Source organism: Chelatococcus sambhunathii, from assembly GCF_001418005.1.
GTDB classification, from domain to species: Bacteria; Pseudomonadota; Alphaproteobacteria; order Rhizobiales; family Beijerinckiaceae; genus Chelatococcus_A; species Chelatococcus_A sambhunathii.
The window spans coordinates 402,845-419,505 of the sequence record NZ_LIOL01000001.1 but is presented as its reverse complement, the minus strand read 5'-3'; the positions used below and the strand labels follow the sequence as shown (position 1 = coordinate 419,505).

The window sequence follows — 16,661 nt, the reverse complement described above, 5'->3', positions numbered from 1 at the left end:
GCGGGCGAGATGATCGAGCGCACCCCCATCTTCAATGCCGTCACTTACGCCATCATGCTCGGCGGGCTCCTCGTCGTGCTCTTGCCGGTGTGGATGGCCTTCACGGCGGCGACGCAGACTGTCGAGGCGGTCAACCGCATTCCCTTCAGCTTCGCCCTCGGCGACGAGCTTCTTACCAATCTCGGCGCGGCCTGGCAGCGGGGAGACTTCGGCACCAAGCTCGCCAACAGCTTCATTCTTGCGACGGGCGTCACCCTGGGCAAGGTGATGATCGCGGCGCTCAGCGCCTTCTCCATCGTCTATTTCAACTACCGCCTGAGGACGATCTTCTTCTGGGTCATCTTCGTCACGCTCATGCTGCCGCTCGAGGTGCGCATCGTGCCGACCTATGCGATCGCGGCCAACGCGCTCGCGCCGCTGCAGGCGATCCTCGATGTCACTGGCATCAGCGCGCTCATCGCCGTCCTGTCCGGCGTCCAGGTGTCGCTGCAGTGGAACCTGCTCAACTCCTATGTCGGGCTCATCCTGCCGCTGGTCGCTACTGCCACCGGCACCTTCCTCTATCGCCAGTTCTTCATGACGGTGCCGGACGAACTCGCGGAAGCCGCGAAGATGGATGGGGCAGGGGCCTTCCGCTTCTTCGTCGAGATCCTGATGCCGCTGTCGCGCACCAACATGCTGGCGCTCGCCACCATCATGTTCGTCTACGCCTGGAATCAGTACCTGTGGCCGCTGCTCGTCACCACGGACCGGGGCACCTACGGCACCGCCATCATCGCGCTCAAGCAGATGGTGCCCAACCCCTACGGCGGCCTGCCGGACTGGAACGTCGCCATGGCGGCGGCGCTCATCGTCATGCTGCCGCCGGTCGTGGTCGTGGCGCTGATGCAGCGCTGGTTCGTGCGCGGCCTCATCGCCACCGAGAAGTGACGGAGCTCAAGGACATGTCCAGCATTTCCATCCGCAACGTGCGCAAGGCCTACGGCAAGAGGGAGGTGGTGCACGGGGTCGATCTCGAATTCGCGGACGGCGCTTTCGTCGTTATTCTCGGCCCGTCCGGCTGCGGCAAGTCGACCCTGCTGCGCATGATCGCCGGGCTCGAGGAGATCACGGCGGGCGAGATCCGTATCGGCGACAAGGTCGTCAACCGGCTGGAGCCGCGCGAGCGCGGCTGCGCCATGGTGTTCCAGAACTACGCGCTCTATCCGCATATGAGCGTCGCCGGCAACATCGGCTATGCGCTCAGGGTCGCCGGCGTGCCGAAGGCGGAGCGCGAGCGGCGCGTCGCCGAGGTGGCGCGCGTGGTCGGCCTCGAGAACTACCTCAGCCGCCGGCCGGGCGAGCTCTCGGGCGGCCAGCGCCAGCGCGTCGCCATGGGCCGCGCCATCGTGCGCGAGCCCAAGGTGTTCCTGTTCGACGAGCCCTTGTCGAACCTCGACGCCAAGCTCAGGGTGCAGATGCGTGCCGAGATTCGCCGCCTGCACAAGCGCCTCGCGGCGACCTCGGTCTTCGTCACGCATGACCAGGTGGAGGCGATGACGCTGGCCGATACCCTCGTTGTCATGAACGGCGGTCGCGTCGAGCAGGTGGGCGCCCCGGCCGAGGTCTACCATCGGCCGCGCACCCGCTTCGTCGGCGCCTTCATCGGCGCTCCCGCCATGAATTTCATCGACGGCACAATGGCTGCCGACAGCTTCACCTTCGACGGCCGGCGCGTCGCCGTCGAATGGCCGTTCGCCCGCGCCCATGCCGGCCGGCCGGTGGCGCTCGGCGTGCGGCCGGAGCAGGTGGAGCTCGTTGCCGCCGACAGCCCCGGTGCCCTGCCGGCGACGGTCGATTTCGTGGAGGAACTCGGCGCCGGCCGGGTCGTCTACACCGACATCGACGGCCTGCCCTTCGCCGTGACCTTGTCGGAGGAGACGGATCTCGCCCCGGGCGAGCGCGTCGGCCTCAAGCTCCTGCCCCAGAGCCTGCATTTCTTCGACGGCGAGACGGGGCTGCGCCTCGGCCTTGCCGAGAGCGTCGAGACGAGCCGCGCGGCGGTCGCCGCTGCCTGACAATTCGCGAGGAGGATGGAACGCATCATGTCGCAAGCAAGCAACATCATCGCCGGCGTCGGCTTCTGCACGGGCAACGGCACCGGCGACCTTTCCGTGCTGGAGCGGGCGCTCGCCCGCCATGCGGACCTCGGCGCCGACATCGCCGAACTGTCGCTCTACAGCGAGGACCTCGTCTCCGGCGGGCGCGTGCTGCCCGAGCGGATCGGCAGGCTCGTCGAGATCACCAAGCGCTACAAGCTCGGCTATACGGTGCACGGCCTCGTCTGCTCGAACTTCATGGATATGGTCAACCTGCCGTACCAGAAGGCGGCGATGCGGGCGATGCTCGAGCTGTGCGACCGCGTCGGGGCGAGCGTCCTCGTGCACCACTCCGGCATGGCGCCCATGAAGACGCGCGGCGAGATGGGTCTCGTCGATGCCATGGAGCGCGAGGCGCTCGCCGAGATGGCCGAGGTTGCCCGCGGCTATGGCGTGCGCATCGCGCTCGAGAACATCTTCGCCATGGGCGACGACGAATACCGCCAGACGCCGTCCGAGGTTGCCGCGACGGTGGCCGCCATCGGCCATCCGAACCTCTGCGCGCTGATCGACTTCAGCCACGCCTATATCGAATCGAAGCGCCGCGGCCTCGACTGGCGGGCGGAGATCCGCGCCATGGCGCCCGTGGCCGGCCACCTGCACGTGCACGATTCCTTCGGCCGCCCCTATACGATGACGCGCTTCTTCCACCCGGGCGAGGCGATGGCGCTCGGCATCGGCGACCTGCACATGCCGCTTGGCTGGGGCGACATCCCGTGGGAGGAGATCTTCGCGGAACTTACTTTTCCGGCGGGCACGACCATGATCATGGAGATCACCGAGCGCTTCGAACCGGAACTGCCGGCCTGCCTCGCCCGCGCCCGCGGCCTTGCCGCCCTCGCCGACGAGAAGGCCGCCGTCGCCGCGTGAAGTGGTGAGGGGCGGTACCACCTGCCGTCATGCCCGCGCTCCTCGCGGGCATCCCCGCCTTGAAAGCCGCGCAAGTCGCCAGGCGTGGATGGCCAGGACGAGCCCGGCCATGACGGGCGGTTCGCTTGCCATGGCGTCTGCTTTTGGGAAATACCGTGCGACGCATGCGCTCGGACGATAAGGACGCGCCAGAGCCGATATCAGCCGGTGTGCCGCGCTTTGCGGTAACAGCTCGCCGAAAGTGATCCCATCATGACCATCACCACCCTTGAGCGTCTCGTCACCGCGACGACCGCCGAACTGCGCGGGCCGGGCTACGGCATCCTGGACGAGGCCCGGCGCGTGCCGGCCGTCCAGGCGGAGCATGACCGAATCGCCGCGAACCTGCAGGCGCTCAACGCCATCGAGATGCGGCCCGTGGCGGCGGTCACGGGGGGCGCCGCGACGCTGCGCATCGCGGCCTGGAATGCGGAGCGCTGCAAGTATCACGAGGCGTCCGTCGTGCTGCTCCGGCAGGTCGATGCCGATGTCGTCCTCCTGTCGGAGATGGACATCGGCATGGCGCGCTCGGGCAATGTCCACACCGTGCGGCTCCTAGCCGATGCGCTCGGCATGGGCTACGTCTTCGGTACGGAATTCGTCGAACTCGGGCTCGGCGACACGCGCGAGCGCGTCTGGCACGCGGGGCAGACCAATGCGGTCGGCCTGCACGGCAATGCCATCCTGTCGCGGCTGCCGTTCCGTGACGTGGCGGTTATCCGCCTCGACGAGGGCGGGCGGTGGTTCGCGGGGGCCGAGGTCGGGCAGCGGCGGCTCGGTGGGCGCATGGCGATCGCGGCCCGCGTCGCGGGGGCGGCGGGCGAGTTGCTCGCCGTGTCCGTCCACCTCGAAAGCAACAGCGACGCCGCGGACCGCGCAGCCCAGGTGCGGCGGCTGCTCGCCGCGTTGGAGGATATGGCGCTGGGGGTGCCCGTCGTCATCGGCGGGGACCTCAACACCAATGCGCTGCCCGTCGGCCCGGCCGGCGCGGAACTGCCGCTCGAAGCCGTCGAGGAGGCCGAGCCGCTCTTTGCCGAGATGCGGGCCGCAGGCTTTGCCTGGGAGACCTGCAACACGCGCCATGTCAGCCTGCGCACGCGGCCGGACGGCACGCCCGAGGCGCCGTTTACCCGGCTCGACTGGCTGTTCTGCCGCGGCGTCGCCGTGGCCGATCCAGCAACGGTGCCGGCGGTCGATGCGGCCGGCAACGCCATCTCCGACCACGACCTCGTCGTGGCCGACGTCCGCCCGCGGCAGGGGTGAATTTCCACCCTCTCCGCCGCAGGCGGGGCGAGGGAACTGGTGTGTGCATGCGAGACAGCCGTGCGTGATTGCCGCCGGTCTTACTGCCCCGCCGCACCACCCTCGAACCAGCGCGCCAGCACCGCACGTTCTTCGGGCGTCATCTGCGTGACGTTGCCGGGCGGCATGGCGCCGGTGAAGGCGGCCTGCATGGCGATGTCGTGGGCGCGCAGGCGGATCTCGTCACCCGTTTCCAGGAGCACGTTCTTCGGCGGCACGACGACGCCGTCCCACACCGGCTCCATCGCGTGGCACATGCTGCAGCGGCTGGTGACGATCTCCTCCACGCGGGCGAAGGTGACCGGGCCGGCCGGCGCGGCGGCATCCATGGTGCCGCGCACGGGCCCCTTCGGCCCGAGCGCGCTCAGGAACATGACGAGGAGGAGGAGCAGGGCGGAGGCGAACCACGGCCACGTCTTCATCTCGCCTGTCTTGTGCATGGTGTTGAAGAAATGGCGGATGAGCGCGCCCATGACGATGACTGAGGCGAGGATGGCCCAGGCATATTGCGTGGCGAAGGCGAGCGGATAGTGATTGCCGATCATGACGAAGACGACCGGCAGCGTCAGGTAGTTGTTGTGCAGCGAGCGCTGCTTGCCCTTGGCGCCGAGGGCGGGGTCCGGCGTCTCGCCGACGATCAGCGCCGCCACCACCTTGCGCTGGTTGGGGATGATGACGAGGAAGACGTTCGCCACCATCATCGTGCCGATGAGCGCGCCCATCTGCATGAAGGCGCCGCGCCCGGAGAAGACGAGGCCGAAGCCGTAGGCGAGCGCGACGAGGAAGACGAAGCCGGCGAGGGCGAGATGGGTGTCGTTGCGGCCGAGTGGCGAGCGGCACAGGCCGTCATAGATGAGCCAGCCGAGCGCGAGGCCGCCCACGGAGAGGGCGATTGCCGCCCAGGCGGGCAGGGGCAGGACGTCGGCATCGATGAGATAGAGCTCGGCGCCCATGTAATAGACGAGCACCATCAGCGCTGCGCCGGAGAGCCAGGTGGTATAGGCCTCCCATTTGAACCAGGTCAGCTCGTCCGGCATCGATTGCGGCGCGACGAGATATTTCACCATGTTGTAGAAGCCGCCGCCGTGCACCTGCCAGGCCTCGCCATAGGCTTCCTTCGGCAGGCCCTCACGTGGCTTGAGGCTGAGGTCGAGGTGCACGAAATAGAATGACGAGCCGATCCAGGCGATGCCGGCGATGACGTGCAGCCAGCGCACGCCGAAATTGAGCCATTCCCAGACGATTGCCCCCATGCCCAGCTCCCGGTGAATCGCCCGCCCGTCCGGCGGGGGGCATCAGCCTGCATGGGGCATGCCAGCTCGGCAAGCGCGGTTCCGTTGCCTCCGACGCCGGGCGTGCGTGGATCGCCCTGCATCCGGTGCGGAGCTGCGGTGGTTGCCTGGAGGCTCCTGCCCGGCCTATGACTCGCGCTCCCGCCCGCCGCACGCCGGGCCTCGCGAAGCTGCACAGGACCGCCATGAGCCTCGACCCCGCCGTTGCCGCCGCCCTCGCCGAAGTCTCCACCGCCACGCTGACCACCGTTCTCCTCAAGAAGGGGCTGCGCAATGTGTGGATGCGCGGCACGCGTCCGCTCGTGCCGGGCCAGAAGCGCGTCGTCGGCCCCGCCTTCACGCTGCGCTTCGTGCCGGCGCGGGAGGATCTCGCGACGCCGGAATCCTGGTCCTCCCCCACCTCCACCCGCGCCGCCATCGAGGCGATGCCGGAAGGAGCGGTGGCCGTGGTCGATGCCATGGGCGTCACCGATGCCGGCATCTTCGGCGATATCCTGTGCGCGCGCATGCAGAAGCGGGGCGTCGCCGCCCTCGTCACCGACGGTGTCGTCCGCGATCTGGCCGGAGTGCTCGGCACAGGCCTCAAGGTGTGGTGCCAGGGCGCGGCCGCGCCACCGTCCGTCGCAGGCCTCACCTTCGTCGGCTGGCAGGAGCCGGTCGCCTGCGGCGGCGTCGCCGTCTTCCCCGACGATGTGGTGGTGGCGGACGACGACGGGGCGGTGCTCATTCCCCGCGCGCTGCTCGACGACGTGGTCAAGGCCGCCGTGGCACAGGAGCGGCTGGAAGGCTGGATCATGCGGGAGGTCGAGAGCGGCGCCGCGCTGCCGGGCCTCTATCCGCCGAACGAGGCCAACAAGGCCCGCTATGAGGCCTTTCTGGCGGCGAACGGCGGCGAGGGGTGAACTGAGCGCCCAGCATCGTTAGCGAATTCTGCACGATATTGTGCAGAATACCCTGGAATATGCGCGTGCTGCCGTCCAGCCGGGCTTTATGCCTCGATAACGGCGCAATCCGGCGGGTATAGCGGACTGAGGGAGGCGAAGGAGGCTGCCGAAGCGGCTGCGACGTATTGCTTATCCGGTTGCCACAGGACGAGAGGGGCGGCATGGGCCGTTCGCCGTGGTGCGGCTGGTTCGCCGCCGGCACTGCGATCGTGCTCGTCCTCACGGTGGCCGAGGCGCAGGCCGGTGAACGGCCCGGCTTCTTCGCGCGCCTCTTCGGTACTGAGGAGAAGGAGGAGGGGCCGGCCTTTCCCGTTCCCGACCCGGTCACCTACGACGTCACCTTCGATTTCCGCGGCGACACCGAGGATCTCGGCGACCGGCTGAAGGAACTGTCCAACCTCGAGAAGCTGAAGAACGACCCGCCCTCGGGCGGCGTCGGCCTGCAAAGGCGCGCCGAGGGCGACAAGCAGCAGCTCCTCGGCGCGCTGTCGGCCTTCGGCTATTACCAGCCGCGCGTCGACATCACCGTGGCGGGCGTCGACGTATCCTCGCCGCAGGCCCCGCAGCGCATCGATGCCATCCGCACCCGCGGCTCGGTGCCGGTGCGGGTCACGATCACCTTCGGGCCGCGCTTCACCTTCTCGCGCCTTGCCGTCGTCGATGAAGCGACGGGGCGGCCCCTCGCGCCGCCCGCCGGCTGGGCCCCGGCCAAGCTCGTGCCGGGAGAGCCGGCCCAGAGCGCGGCCGTGCTCGCCGGCGAGCGGGCCATCGTCGCGGCCCTGCGCGAAGAAGGCTACGCCTTCGCCGCCGTGCCGCGGCGGGAGGCCGTGGTCGACCACGCGACGCGCACGATGGACGTGACCTTCTTCGTCGCGCCCGGGCGCAAGGCGCGTTTCGGCCGGGTGACGGTCCAGGGCACCGAGCGGCTCGACCCCTCCTTCGTCGAGGACCGGGTGCCGTTCAAGACCGGCGACCTCTTCTCGCCCGAGCCGCTGGCCGATCTGAGGCGCGACCTCGGCGAATACGACGTCTTCAGCTCGGTGCGCATCCGCGAGGGCGATGCGCTCGATTCCGACGGCACCCTGCCCATCATCATCGAGGTGCAGGAGCGGGCGCGGCGCTTCATCGGCTTCGGCGCGAAATATTCGACGACCGAGGGGCCGGGCATCAACGCCTATTGGGGGCACCGCAACCTCTTCGGCGGAGCCGAGCGGCTGCGCCTCGACGCCCAGGTGTCGGGTACCGACATCAACACGATCGGCGTGACCGGCAAGAAGGCCGAGTGGCAGGACAAGCTCGGCTACCGCTTCGGCGCCACCTTCACCAAGCCGGGCATCATCACGGCGAAGGACGACCTCGTCGTGCAGGCGGCCTACCTGCGCGAGGTGACGGAGAGCTATTCCCGCCAAGGCTTCCTCGGCGCCATCGCCCTCAAGCGGCGTTTCACTAGGGAATGGTCGGGTCAGATCGGCCTCGATATCGAGCGTGCCAAATACCTGCGCGGCTACGATACCGATTTCGATACCGGCCGCTGGTACACGCTCGTCGGCGTGCCTGTGCAGGTCGACTACGACAACACCAACGACAAGCTCGACCCGAAGCGTGGCATCCGCGCCTCGGTCACGGTGGAACCGTTCACCAGTTTCCTCGGCTCGACCGTCGATATGACCATGGTCAAGGCCAGCCTCTCCGGCTACTGGCCGATCGACGCCGAAGAGCGCTTCGTGCTCGCGGGACGTGTCGGGTTCGGCAGCCTCATCGGGGCCGATCTCGGCGACATCCCGCCGCCACGCCGGTTCTATGCCGGCGGCGGCGGGTCGGTGCGCGGCTACGACTACCAGAGCCTCGGGCCGAAGAACGTCTTCGGCCAACCCATCGGCGGGCGCAGCCTGCTGGAGGCCTCGGCCGAGCTGCGCATGAAGGTGACGGACACGATCGGCATCGTGCCCTTCGTCGATGCGGGCATGGCCTATCGCTCGAGCTATCCCGATTTCGACGAACCCATGCGCTATTCGGCGGGCATCGGCCTGCGCTACTATACCGCCATCGGGCCGCTGAGGCTCGACATCGCCCGTGGCCTCAACAGGGAGAGGGGCGACCCGCCCTTCGGCCTCTACATCAGCCTGGGGCAGGCTTTCTGATGCGCCGCTCGAACAAGGCGGGCCGCGTCGCCCGCGCCATTCTCCTCACCATCGTCGGGGCGGTCGCCCTCGTCGTCCTGGCTGCCGTGCTCCTGACGCGCACCGATGCCGGCCGCGCGCAACTCGTGCGGCTCGTCGAGACCCTGGCGAGCAGCCCCGACATGCGTCTCGCGATTGGCCGACTCGACGGCCCGGTGCCTTTCGACATGACCGTGAGCGACGTCTCTGTCGCCGATCGCGACGGTGTGTGGCTGACGCTGGACCGCGCGCGTCTCGCCTGGCGGCCGCTGTCGCTGCTCTCGGGGGTGGTCGAAGTGACGGCGATGGAGGCCGGGCGCCTCGCCGTGACCCGCACGCCCGTTCCCGGCACCGAGCCGGCGGCCGAAAGCGCCGGCCTGCCGCGGCTGCCGGTCGGCGTCATCGTCGAGCAGCTCGCCGTCGATGAGATCGCCCTCGGCGAGGCGCTCATCGGGGAGCCGGTGCAACTCGCCGTCAGCGGCAACGCGCGGCTCGTCGATCCGGCCGACGGGCTGTCCGGCGAGATCGCTGTCCGGCGAACGGACGGGATCGCCGCCACCGTCGACGGCACTCTGCGCTTCGTGCCTGACACCCAGCAGCTCGTCGTCGACCTCAGGGCGGCGGAGCCAGCCGGCGGCATCGTCTCGCGCCTTGCGAACCTGCCGGAGTTGCCGCCGCTCGACTTCACCCTGCGCGGCGACGGCCCGCTCGACGACTGGCGCGGAGACCTCGTGCTGACGCTCGGCGCGAGCGCCGAAGCACGGGCCACCGCGACGATCACGCGCGACGACGACGGCCGTGTGCTCGCCCTCGACGGCATGGCCGACATCGCCGCCTTGCTGCCGGACCGCTATGCACCCCTCGCCACCGGCGAGGCCACGCTGCGGGCACGGGGAAAACGATTCGACAACGGGCGCATCGAGATCGGCGAGATCTTCGCCGAAGGCGCCGGCGGCCGCGTGAGGGGCTCCGGTGCCCTCGACGAGGCCCGCGATGCCGTGAGCGGCCGCCTCGTCCTCTCCCTGCCGTCGGCCATGCCCTATGCGGCGCTCGCGCCGGTCGCGCTGTCCTGGCAGGGCCTCGAGGTGACGGCCACGGTGGAGGGGCCGCTGTCGCGACCCAGGCTCGACCTGTCCGCCACCGGCAACGCCCTGTCGATTGTGGGGAACGCCATCGGCCGCGCCGTCATCGGTCTCAAGGCCGAGGCGCTGGGACCGCCGTTGCAGCCGGACACGCGCTTTGCCTTCGACGCCACGGCCGATCTCTCGGGGCTCTCGCCGCAGGCGCCCGAGCTGGCCGGAGTCATCGGCGATGAGGCGCGCCTGACCGCGAACGGCACCGCCACACTGGGCGGCGCCGATATCGCCGCCCTTCGGCTCGATCTGGCGCCGCTGGCCGCGACCTTCTCCGGCACCGTCACGAGCGATGCGGTGGACGGCAAGGTCAATGTGGAGCGGGCGGACCTTGCGGCGCTGCGCGCCTTCACGGACCAGCCGCTCGCCGGCGTCGTGGCGCTCACCGGGGATGTCTCCGCAAGCTTCGACCTGACGCGGCTCGCGGTGACGCTCAACGGCATGGCGCGCGACCTCGCGACGGGTGTCGCGCAGGCCGACGGCCTTCTCGGCCGCAATGTCCGGCTGTCCGGCGGTTTCCGCCGCAATGCGGACGGCAGCTTCGGCTTCGAGCGCTTCTCCGTCTCGGGCGCCCATGTCGGCCTCATCGCCGACGGCTCGGCGACGGCGGACCGGGCCAATGTCACGGCCAAGCTCGACCTGCCGGACCTCTCGCAGCTCGATGCGCGCGTTACCGGACGCGGCAATGTGGATGCGACGCTGACCGGCTCGCTCGATGCGCTCGATGCGCGCCTGCGCCTGACCATCGACGAGGCGAGCGCCCTCGGCCGGCCGATCGAGCGGCTGACGGCTGACATCGAGGCCCAGGATGTCACGGGCGCTGCCACAGGCCAGCTCACGCTGTCGGGCAGCGTCGACGGCAAGCCGGCGGCGGGCAGCGGCCGCTTCGCACGCGATGCGGCGGGGGCGGTGGCGGTATCGGATCTCGACATCGGCCTCGGCTCCGTCCGCGCGCAGGGCGCGCTCGCCATCTCGCCGGCTTCGCTGGCGAGCGGGCGGCTGACGCTCCGGGCCGGCGACCTCGGCGATGTCGCGCCGCTGCTGCTGATGGAGATGGCCGGCGCGGTCGACCTCGACCTGACCCTGTCCGCCGAGGCCGGCCGTCAGAACCTCGCCGCCAAGGGGCGCGTGTCCGATTTCGCGGGCTTCGGCGCATCGCTTGCCGTGGCCGACGTCGACGTGCGCGTGCGCGACCTGCTCGGCCAGTTCGTGGCCGACGGCAAGGTCGCGCTCGAGAGGCTCGCGGTATCGGGCGTGGACGTGCCGCGGGCGGAGATCTCGGCGGAAGGGACGCGCGAGGCGACGCGCCTCGTCCTTAACGGCGTCGTGCGCGGGGTTGATGTCGCCGCCACCGCGCAGGTCGCCATGCGCCCGGACGAGACGGTCGTGACGCTGGACAGCGCCAGCGCCTCGCGCGGCGCTCAGCGCGTCACCGTCGCCCGCGGGGCGGCGTTCGCCCTGCGCGGGGGCGCGGTCACGATCCGTGATCTCGTGGTCAATGCCGACGGCGGCTCGTTCGCGGTCTCCGGCTCGGCCGGCGAGCGGCTCGATCTTGCCGTCACGGCCCGCAACCTGCCGCTCACCGTCGCCGAACTCGCCAAGCCGGGCCTCGGCCTCGCCGGCCAACTGTCGGGCGAGGCGCAGATCGCCGGCACCGCGGCGCGGCCGGACGGGCGCTACCGACTGTCGGTCGGCGGCTTCACCATGCCTCAGATCCGCGATGCGGGCCTGACGCCGCTCGCCATCGAGGCGAGCGGGACGCTGGCGGACGGCCGGGCGGGGATCGACGCCTCGGTGCGCGGCATTTCAGAGGCGCCGATCCGCATCACCGGCTCGCTGCCGACGACGCCTGACGGCAACCTCGACCTCACCATCGCGGGCCGCATCGACCTGGCCGTCGCCAACCGTCTCGCGGCGGCGGACGGGCAGCGCTATGCCGGCTCGGCCACGGCGGACCTGCGCCTCACCGGTACCATGGCCGCGCCGCGGGCGCAGGGCACGGTGCGCCTCGTCGGCGGCCGTTTCGAGGACGTCGTCAACGGCGTCCTCCTCGCCGACATCAATGCGACGATCACCGGCTCCGAGCGCGAGCTCGTCATCCAGAGCCTCACGGCGCGGGCGCGCAACGGCGGCGCGATCACCGGCAGCGGGCGCATCGCGCTCGATCCGGCCGCAGGCTTTCCGGGCAACATCACCCTGCGGGCGACGAATGCCCAGCTCATCTCCAACGATACGACCAATGCCGTCGTCGGCCTCGACCTCGCGGTCTCCGGCCCCATGGCCACGACCCCACGTGTTTCAGGCCGCGTGACGGTCGAGAACCTGCAGATCTTCGTGCCGGACCGCCTGCCGCCGTCCGTGACGCCGATCGAGGTGCGCCACAGGAATGCGCCGCCGCGCGTCGCCGAGCGTGCCAGGGCCGAGCGGGAGCGGCGGGCGCGCGCCGCGGGCGGGGCCTTCAACGCCGCACTCGACATCACGGTGGACGCCTCGTCGGGGCGCGTGTTGGTGCGCGGCCAGGGCATCAATGCCGAACTCGGCGGCACGCTCACGATCCGCGGCACGTCGTCGAACCCGATCGTCGACGGCGGCTTCACCATGCGCCGCGGCACCTTCCAGGTTCTCGGCCGGCGCCTCACCTTCACGCGCGGCAACGTCACCTTCCCCGGCACGCTCGATCCGCAGATCGACTTCGTGGCCGAGGCGCCGGCAGGTGACGTGACGGCGCGTGTCGCCGTCGACGGCATCGCCTCGCGTCCGGACCTGCGCTTCTCCTCCTCGCCCGAGCTGCCGCAGGACGAGGTACTGGCCCGGCTTCTCTTCGGCAAGCCGTCAGGCAACCTGACGGCCGGTCAGGCGCTGCAACTGGCGCAGGCGGTGGCGCAGTTCGCCGGCGGCAACCGGGTGCTCGACGACCTCAGCCGCTCGCTCGGCGTTGATGCGGTCGACATCGACACCGACGTTCGCGGCAATGTGGCCGTTGGCATCGGCAAGCGCATCGACGACAACATCTATCTCGGCGTCAAGCAGGGCGCGACGCCGGACTCGAGCCGTGTGACCGTCGACATCGACATCACCGACCGCATCAAGCTGCAGGGCGAGGCGGGAGCCGACGGCTCGAGCGCCGTCGGCATCGGCATGGAATGGGACTACTGAGCGAGCGGCGTGCTCGTGGCCTCCCTGGGAGCAGTATCCCGCTTGTCCGGCTTGGGCGGGACGTCCGAGAAGCGCCCGAAGATCAGGTCCGGCGCGCTGGTATTGTGGCGCGAAGGCACGACGCGTCCGGTCCACAGCTCCGTCGCCTCGCCGCCCGGGAAGGTCATGACGGGGGATTCGTCCCACCCCTTGGCGCCGGGCGCGCGCCAGGCGACGCGCGCCGTGTCGGCATTGGCCTCCATCACATACATGGAGCGCAAGGCTGCGAAAGGCCTTTCTTGCGGCAGGGCGCCGGAGAAGGAGACATCGAGCGCGAGATGCTCCTCGTCGAGGGCCGCGAGCCGGACCTTGCCCTCGCCGCCGTCGGCGAAGGCGAGCGTGAAGGTCCGCGTCGCGGGATCGAAGGCAATGTCCTTCAGCGCCACCACCGGGCGCCCCTCGTCCTTGACGGGGCCGACGAGGAAGGAACTGCCGTAGGCCGTCCAGCGCATGTCGCCGGGCGGTATCGGGCGAGCCCGCCAGTAGCCGTCCGGCGGGTAGAGCACGAGCACTTCCTCGGCCCGTTCCTTGTAGCGCACCCAGACCTGGATGAGATGCAGGCCGTGCTCGACACGATTGCCGACGCGCACCGGCACATCGTTGGGCCGCCAGAAGGACGGATAGGTATAGCCGACCAGCCAAAGGTCGGGCGCCTCATAGAAGGTGACCCGGCGCGGCTCGGCCACATGCACGGGGTCGCCCGTCATGTCGCAGCTCGTCCAGTCGGCTGCCCAGCGGTCGGTGTCGAGCATGCCGAGATAGACTGGGTGGACCGCCTGGATACGGAAGTGCTTCACGGCCGGATTGGCGAAGGTGAGGCTGACGTTGTCCTTTTCGGCGCACAGCACGGGCTCGCTGTCGTTGTCGACACGGGCGGCGAGTTCGGCGGCGCTGGCGTATGGTATGGCGGCGGCAAGAAGGCCTGCGGCGAGCAGGCCCCAAATGGTTCTCGACATGCGTTGTCCTGTGAAAAAGGCGGTCTCCTGCCGCTCAGGGCCTCGTTGCAGCGAGCGTCGCATAGACATCGCCCGAGTTGGCGCGTTGGGGCAATGCGGCGAGATGGTCCCGCATCGCCCCGGCGACAATGGGCTCAGCGAAGGCGAGGCGCTGCTCCTCGCCGAGCGACAGGTTGAAGCGGTAGCGGCCGAGATCGGCGAGCCGGTCGAGGCAGCGGCCGGCTACGTCGCGGGCGATGGTGGTGAACTCGAAGGACAGCGCGGGCAGCGGCTGCGACAGCCCGGCAAGGACCGCGTCCTCGAAGCCCTCGACGTCGATCTTGACGAAGGCCGGCAAGCCATGGCGGGCGATCAGCGCATCGAGGCTCGTCATCGGCACCGACAGGGTGCGGTCCCAGCGCTGCTCGCGCCAGCCATCGGCGTCGCGCGCGGCGGCGAGGAACGCGCCGGAGGCGGTGGTGACGGTGGGATTGGCGCTGTTGACGTGGAGTTCGACGGTCCCCTCCGCCGCGCCGACGGCGGCTTCGACGAGGGTCACGTCCCGGTCGCGGCCATGGACGAGACGCAGGAGGCGCATCGGCCCCGGCTGCGGCTCGACCGCGACGACACGCGCACCGATGCGGCGGAACGACGAGGTCCGGTCGCCGACATGGGCGCCGATGTCGAAGGCAAGGTCCCCGGGGGCGAGGAAGCGGCGATGGAGCGCATCCATGGCGCGATGGCGGGCGCGGTTGCCATGATAGAGGACGAGGGAGCGGACGAGCCCGCGCCATTCGGTCAAGGTGGCGCCGAGCCTGCTCATGCGGCGACGGCCACCGGCTGCGGCGCCGGGCGTGCGAGGGCCGCGATCTCGGCAGGCTCGTCGAATTCCTCGGGGATGGCGCAGAGCCGATGCCGCGCGAGGAATGCACCGAGGGCCGGCCGCGCGGTGACGACGGCGAAGGGGATGGCGAGAAGATAGCCCGCCGTGAGCGGCAGGCTCCACAGGAGGGCGGCCGGCGAGGCCCAGGCCAGCGCGCCGCAGACGAGGAGGCCGAACAGGGTCTGCGGCCACAGCCCGGCCGCTGCGGTTGCCCAGGAGAGAGCATGGGCATCCCGCTCCTGGCCGTTCCAGCCCACATGTGCCCGCCCGGCGAGGAGGCCGAGCATGAAGAGGCTGGTGCGGAAGGAGGACACCGCCCCCTGCAGGAAGGCGAAGACGATCTCGATGAAGGCCGAAAGGGCAAAGCGCGCCCCGCCGCCGTAGCGGGTGAGCCCGTCACGCGTCAGCGCGATGTCGGCGAGGCCGGCGAGCTTGGGGAAGAGGCAGATGAACAGGAAAAGGCTGTAGAGGCCAGCCGCCAGGGCCGTCGGGAAGGCGCCCGCCGCCTGTGCCTCGCGCACCGCGAAGGGCGACAGCGCGATCATCGCCGTCATGGCCGGCAGGCCAACGAACATCAGGATGGCCCACAGGAGCTGGAAGCGGCTCATGGGGTGCAGGCCCGGCAGGCCGAGAAGCCTGATGTATTGCAGGTTGCCGAGACACCAGCGCAGGTCACGGCGGACGAAATCCACGACCGTGGGCGGGTTTTCCTCCCAAGTGCCGCCCTCGACCGGCAGGACGCGTACCTCGTAGCCGGCGCGGCGCATGAGCGCAGCCTCCACCTGGTCATGTGACAGGATGGGGCCGCCGAGCGGGGGGCGAGCGCGAAGCACCGGCAGATGGCAGTCGTCGCGAAAGGGCGCGATGCGCACGAGTGCGTTGTGACCCCAGAAGGGCCCGCAATCGCCAGCCCACCAGGCGCTTCCCATGGTGTAGGGCCGCATGCCGTGGCGCATGCCGAACTGGAAGATGCGCGCGAAGCCGCTCGCGGCCGGCATGCCCGTGACGAGGCTCTGCAGGATGCCGAGGCGGGGGTAGGCCTGCATCATGCGCACCATGGAGACGATCGTCTCGCCCGCCATCAGGCTGTCGGCATCGAGCGGCAGCATCAGCTCGTACTCGCCGCCCCAGCGGGCGCAGAAATCGCGCAGGTTGCCGGCCTTGTAGCCCACATTGTCCTCTCGCCGGCGATAGACGGCCCTGGCACCATCCGCGAGCGTGGCGCGGAAGGCCGCGAAGGCCTCCTCCTCGGCGGCGGCGATCTCGGGACGGGAGGTATCGCTCAGGACGAAATAGGCGAAGTGGTGCCCGTGACCGGTGCGGGCGATGCTCTCGGCGACAGCCGAGAGGCGCGAGAAGGCGCGCGCCGGATCCTCGTTGCGCAACGTCATAAGCACGGCGGTACGCAGGAATACGGCCTCGCCCGAGTTGCCGGCGCTGGCGAAGGGCGCGACCTCGGCAAGTCCCTCGCGTCGGCCGTGCAGCAGCCACAGGCCGATGATGGCATTCCAGAAGCCGAGCACGGTCCAGGGCGTGACGAGCAGAAAGCAGGTGAGGAGGAGGCCGTCGAGAAGGCTCCATCCGCCGGCGGAGAGGATCCATGCCATGGCCGCGGCGAGAGCGCCGCATGTGGCGAGGTTCAGCGCACCGACCACGGTCCGTCGCCGCCGCAGCGTCGTGGTGGACTGCATTCCGCTCGGTGTCGTAGATGAGGAGGGTGCCCCCTCGATGAGGGTGAGGGTCACAGGATCGAGCCGTTCCGTCATCTGGC

11 protein-coding genes are annotated in these 16,661 nt (G+C 70.0%); 7 read left to right on the top strand and 4 right to left on the bottom strand.

From position 1 onward, the window contains the following. Positions 1–9 precede the first annotated feature (9 nt). From ASC46_RS01945 to ASC46_RS01930, 4 genes are all read left to right on the top strand, one after another. Positions 10–930: an ABC transporter permease subunit gene (locus ASC46_RS01945; protein WP_055457601.1), complete on the top strand. Its 921-nt coding sequence runs from the start codon at positions 10–12 to the stop codon at positions 928–930. A 14-nt stretch (positions 931–944) separates the two neighbouring features. Beyond that, positions 945–2,057: a sn-glycerol-3-phosphate ABC transporter ATP-binding protein UgpC gene (ugpC, locus tag ASC46_RS01940; protein WP_055457907.1), complete on the top strand. Its 1,113-nt coding sequence runs from the start codon at positions 945–947 to the stop codon at positions 2,055–2,057. 27 nt (positions 2,058–2,084) lie between these two features. Then, a complete protein-coding gene (locus ASC46_RS01935) occupies positions 2,085–3,008 on the top strand; it encodes a sugar phosphate isomerase/epimerase family protein (RefSeq protein ID WP_245280438.1) in 924 nt (307 codons plus the stop codon). A 252-nt stretch (positions 3,009–3,260) separates the two neighbouring features. Next, positions 3,261–4,310: an endonuclease/exonuclease/phosphatase family protein gene (locus ASC46_RS01930; RefSeq protein ID WP_055457599.1), complete on the top strand. Its 1,050-nt coding sequence runs from the start codon at positions 3,261–3,263 to the stop codon at positions 4,308–4,310. 80 nt (positions 4,311–4,390) lie between these two features. Here ASC46_RS01930 and ASC46_RS01925 read toward each other — a convergent pair whose 3' ends face one another. Further along, positions 4,391–5,602: a urate hydroxylase PuuD gene (locus ASC46_RS01925; protein WP_055457598.1), complete on the bottom strand. Its 1,212-nt coding sequence runs from the start codon at positions 5,600–5,602 to the stop codon at positions 4,391–4,393. Positions 5,603–5,826: 224 nt separating this feature from the next. Between ASC46_RS01925 and ASC46_RS01920 the strand changes: the two genes are divergently transcribed. The 3 genes from ASC46_RS01920 (at position 5,827) to ASC46_RS01910 (ending at position 13,033) form a co-directional block, all read left to right on the top strand. After that, a complete protein-coding gene (locus ASC46_RS01920) occupies positions 5,827–6,543 on the top strand; it encodes a ribonuclease activity regulator RraA (RefSeq protein ID WP_055457906.1) in 717 nt (238 codons plus the stop codon). A 203-nt stretch (positions 6,544–6,746) separates the two neighbouring features. Further along, positions 6,747–8,726, top strand: coding sequence for an autotransporter assembly complex protein TamA (locus tag ASC46_RS01915; RefSeq protein WP_055457597.1), 1,980 nt, complete (start codon positions 6,747–6,749; stop codon positions 8,724–8,726). Continuing rightward, the gene (locus ASC46_RS01910; protein WP_055457596.1) at positions 8,726–13,033 is read left to right on the top strand and encodes a translocation/assembly module TamB domain-containing protein; all 4,308 of its coding nucleotides are present in this window, start codon (positions 8,726–8,728) and stop codon (positions 13,031–13,033) included. The genes ASC46_RS01915 and ASC46_RS01910 overlap by 1 nt, the downstream gene beginning before the upstream one ends. On the opposite strand, the gene ASC46_RS01905 is transcribed toward ASC46_RS01910, so the two are convergent. Genes ASC46_RS01905 through mdoH form a run of 3 tightly spaced genes read right to left on the bottom strand, consistent with a single transcriptional unit; the run spans position 13,027 to position 16,656 of the window. Continuing rightward, on the bottom strand, positions 13,027–14,028 hold the full coding sequence (locus ASC46_RS01905) for a hypothetical protein (protein WP_055457595.1): 1,002 nt from the start codon (positions 14,026–14,028) through the stop codon (positions 13,027–13,029). The two genes, ASC46_RS01910 and ASC46_RS01905, sit on opposite strands and share 7 nt — an antisense overlap. A gap of 34 nt (positions 14,029–14,062) precedes the next feature. Continuing rightward, positions 14,063–14,830 carry an FkbM family methyltransferase gene (locus tag ASC46_RS01900; RefSeq protein ID WP_055457594.1) on the bottom strand — a complete coding sequence of 256 codons (768 nt, stop codon included), beginning with the start codon at positions 14,828–14,830 and terminating at the stop codon, positions 14,063–14,065. Continuing rightward, positions 14,827–16,656 carry a glucans biosynthesis glucosyltransferase MdoH gene (gene mdoH / locus ASC46_RS01895; protein WP_055457593.1) on the bottom strand — a complete coding sequence of 610 codons (1,830 nt, stop codon included), beginning with the start codon at positions 16,654–16,656 and terminating at the stop codon, positions 14,827–14,829. Before mdoH ends, ASC46_RS01900 begins: the two co-directional genes overlap by 4 nt. Positions 16,657–16,661 lie beyond the last annotated feature (5 nt).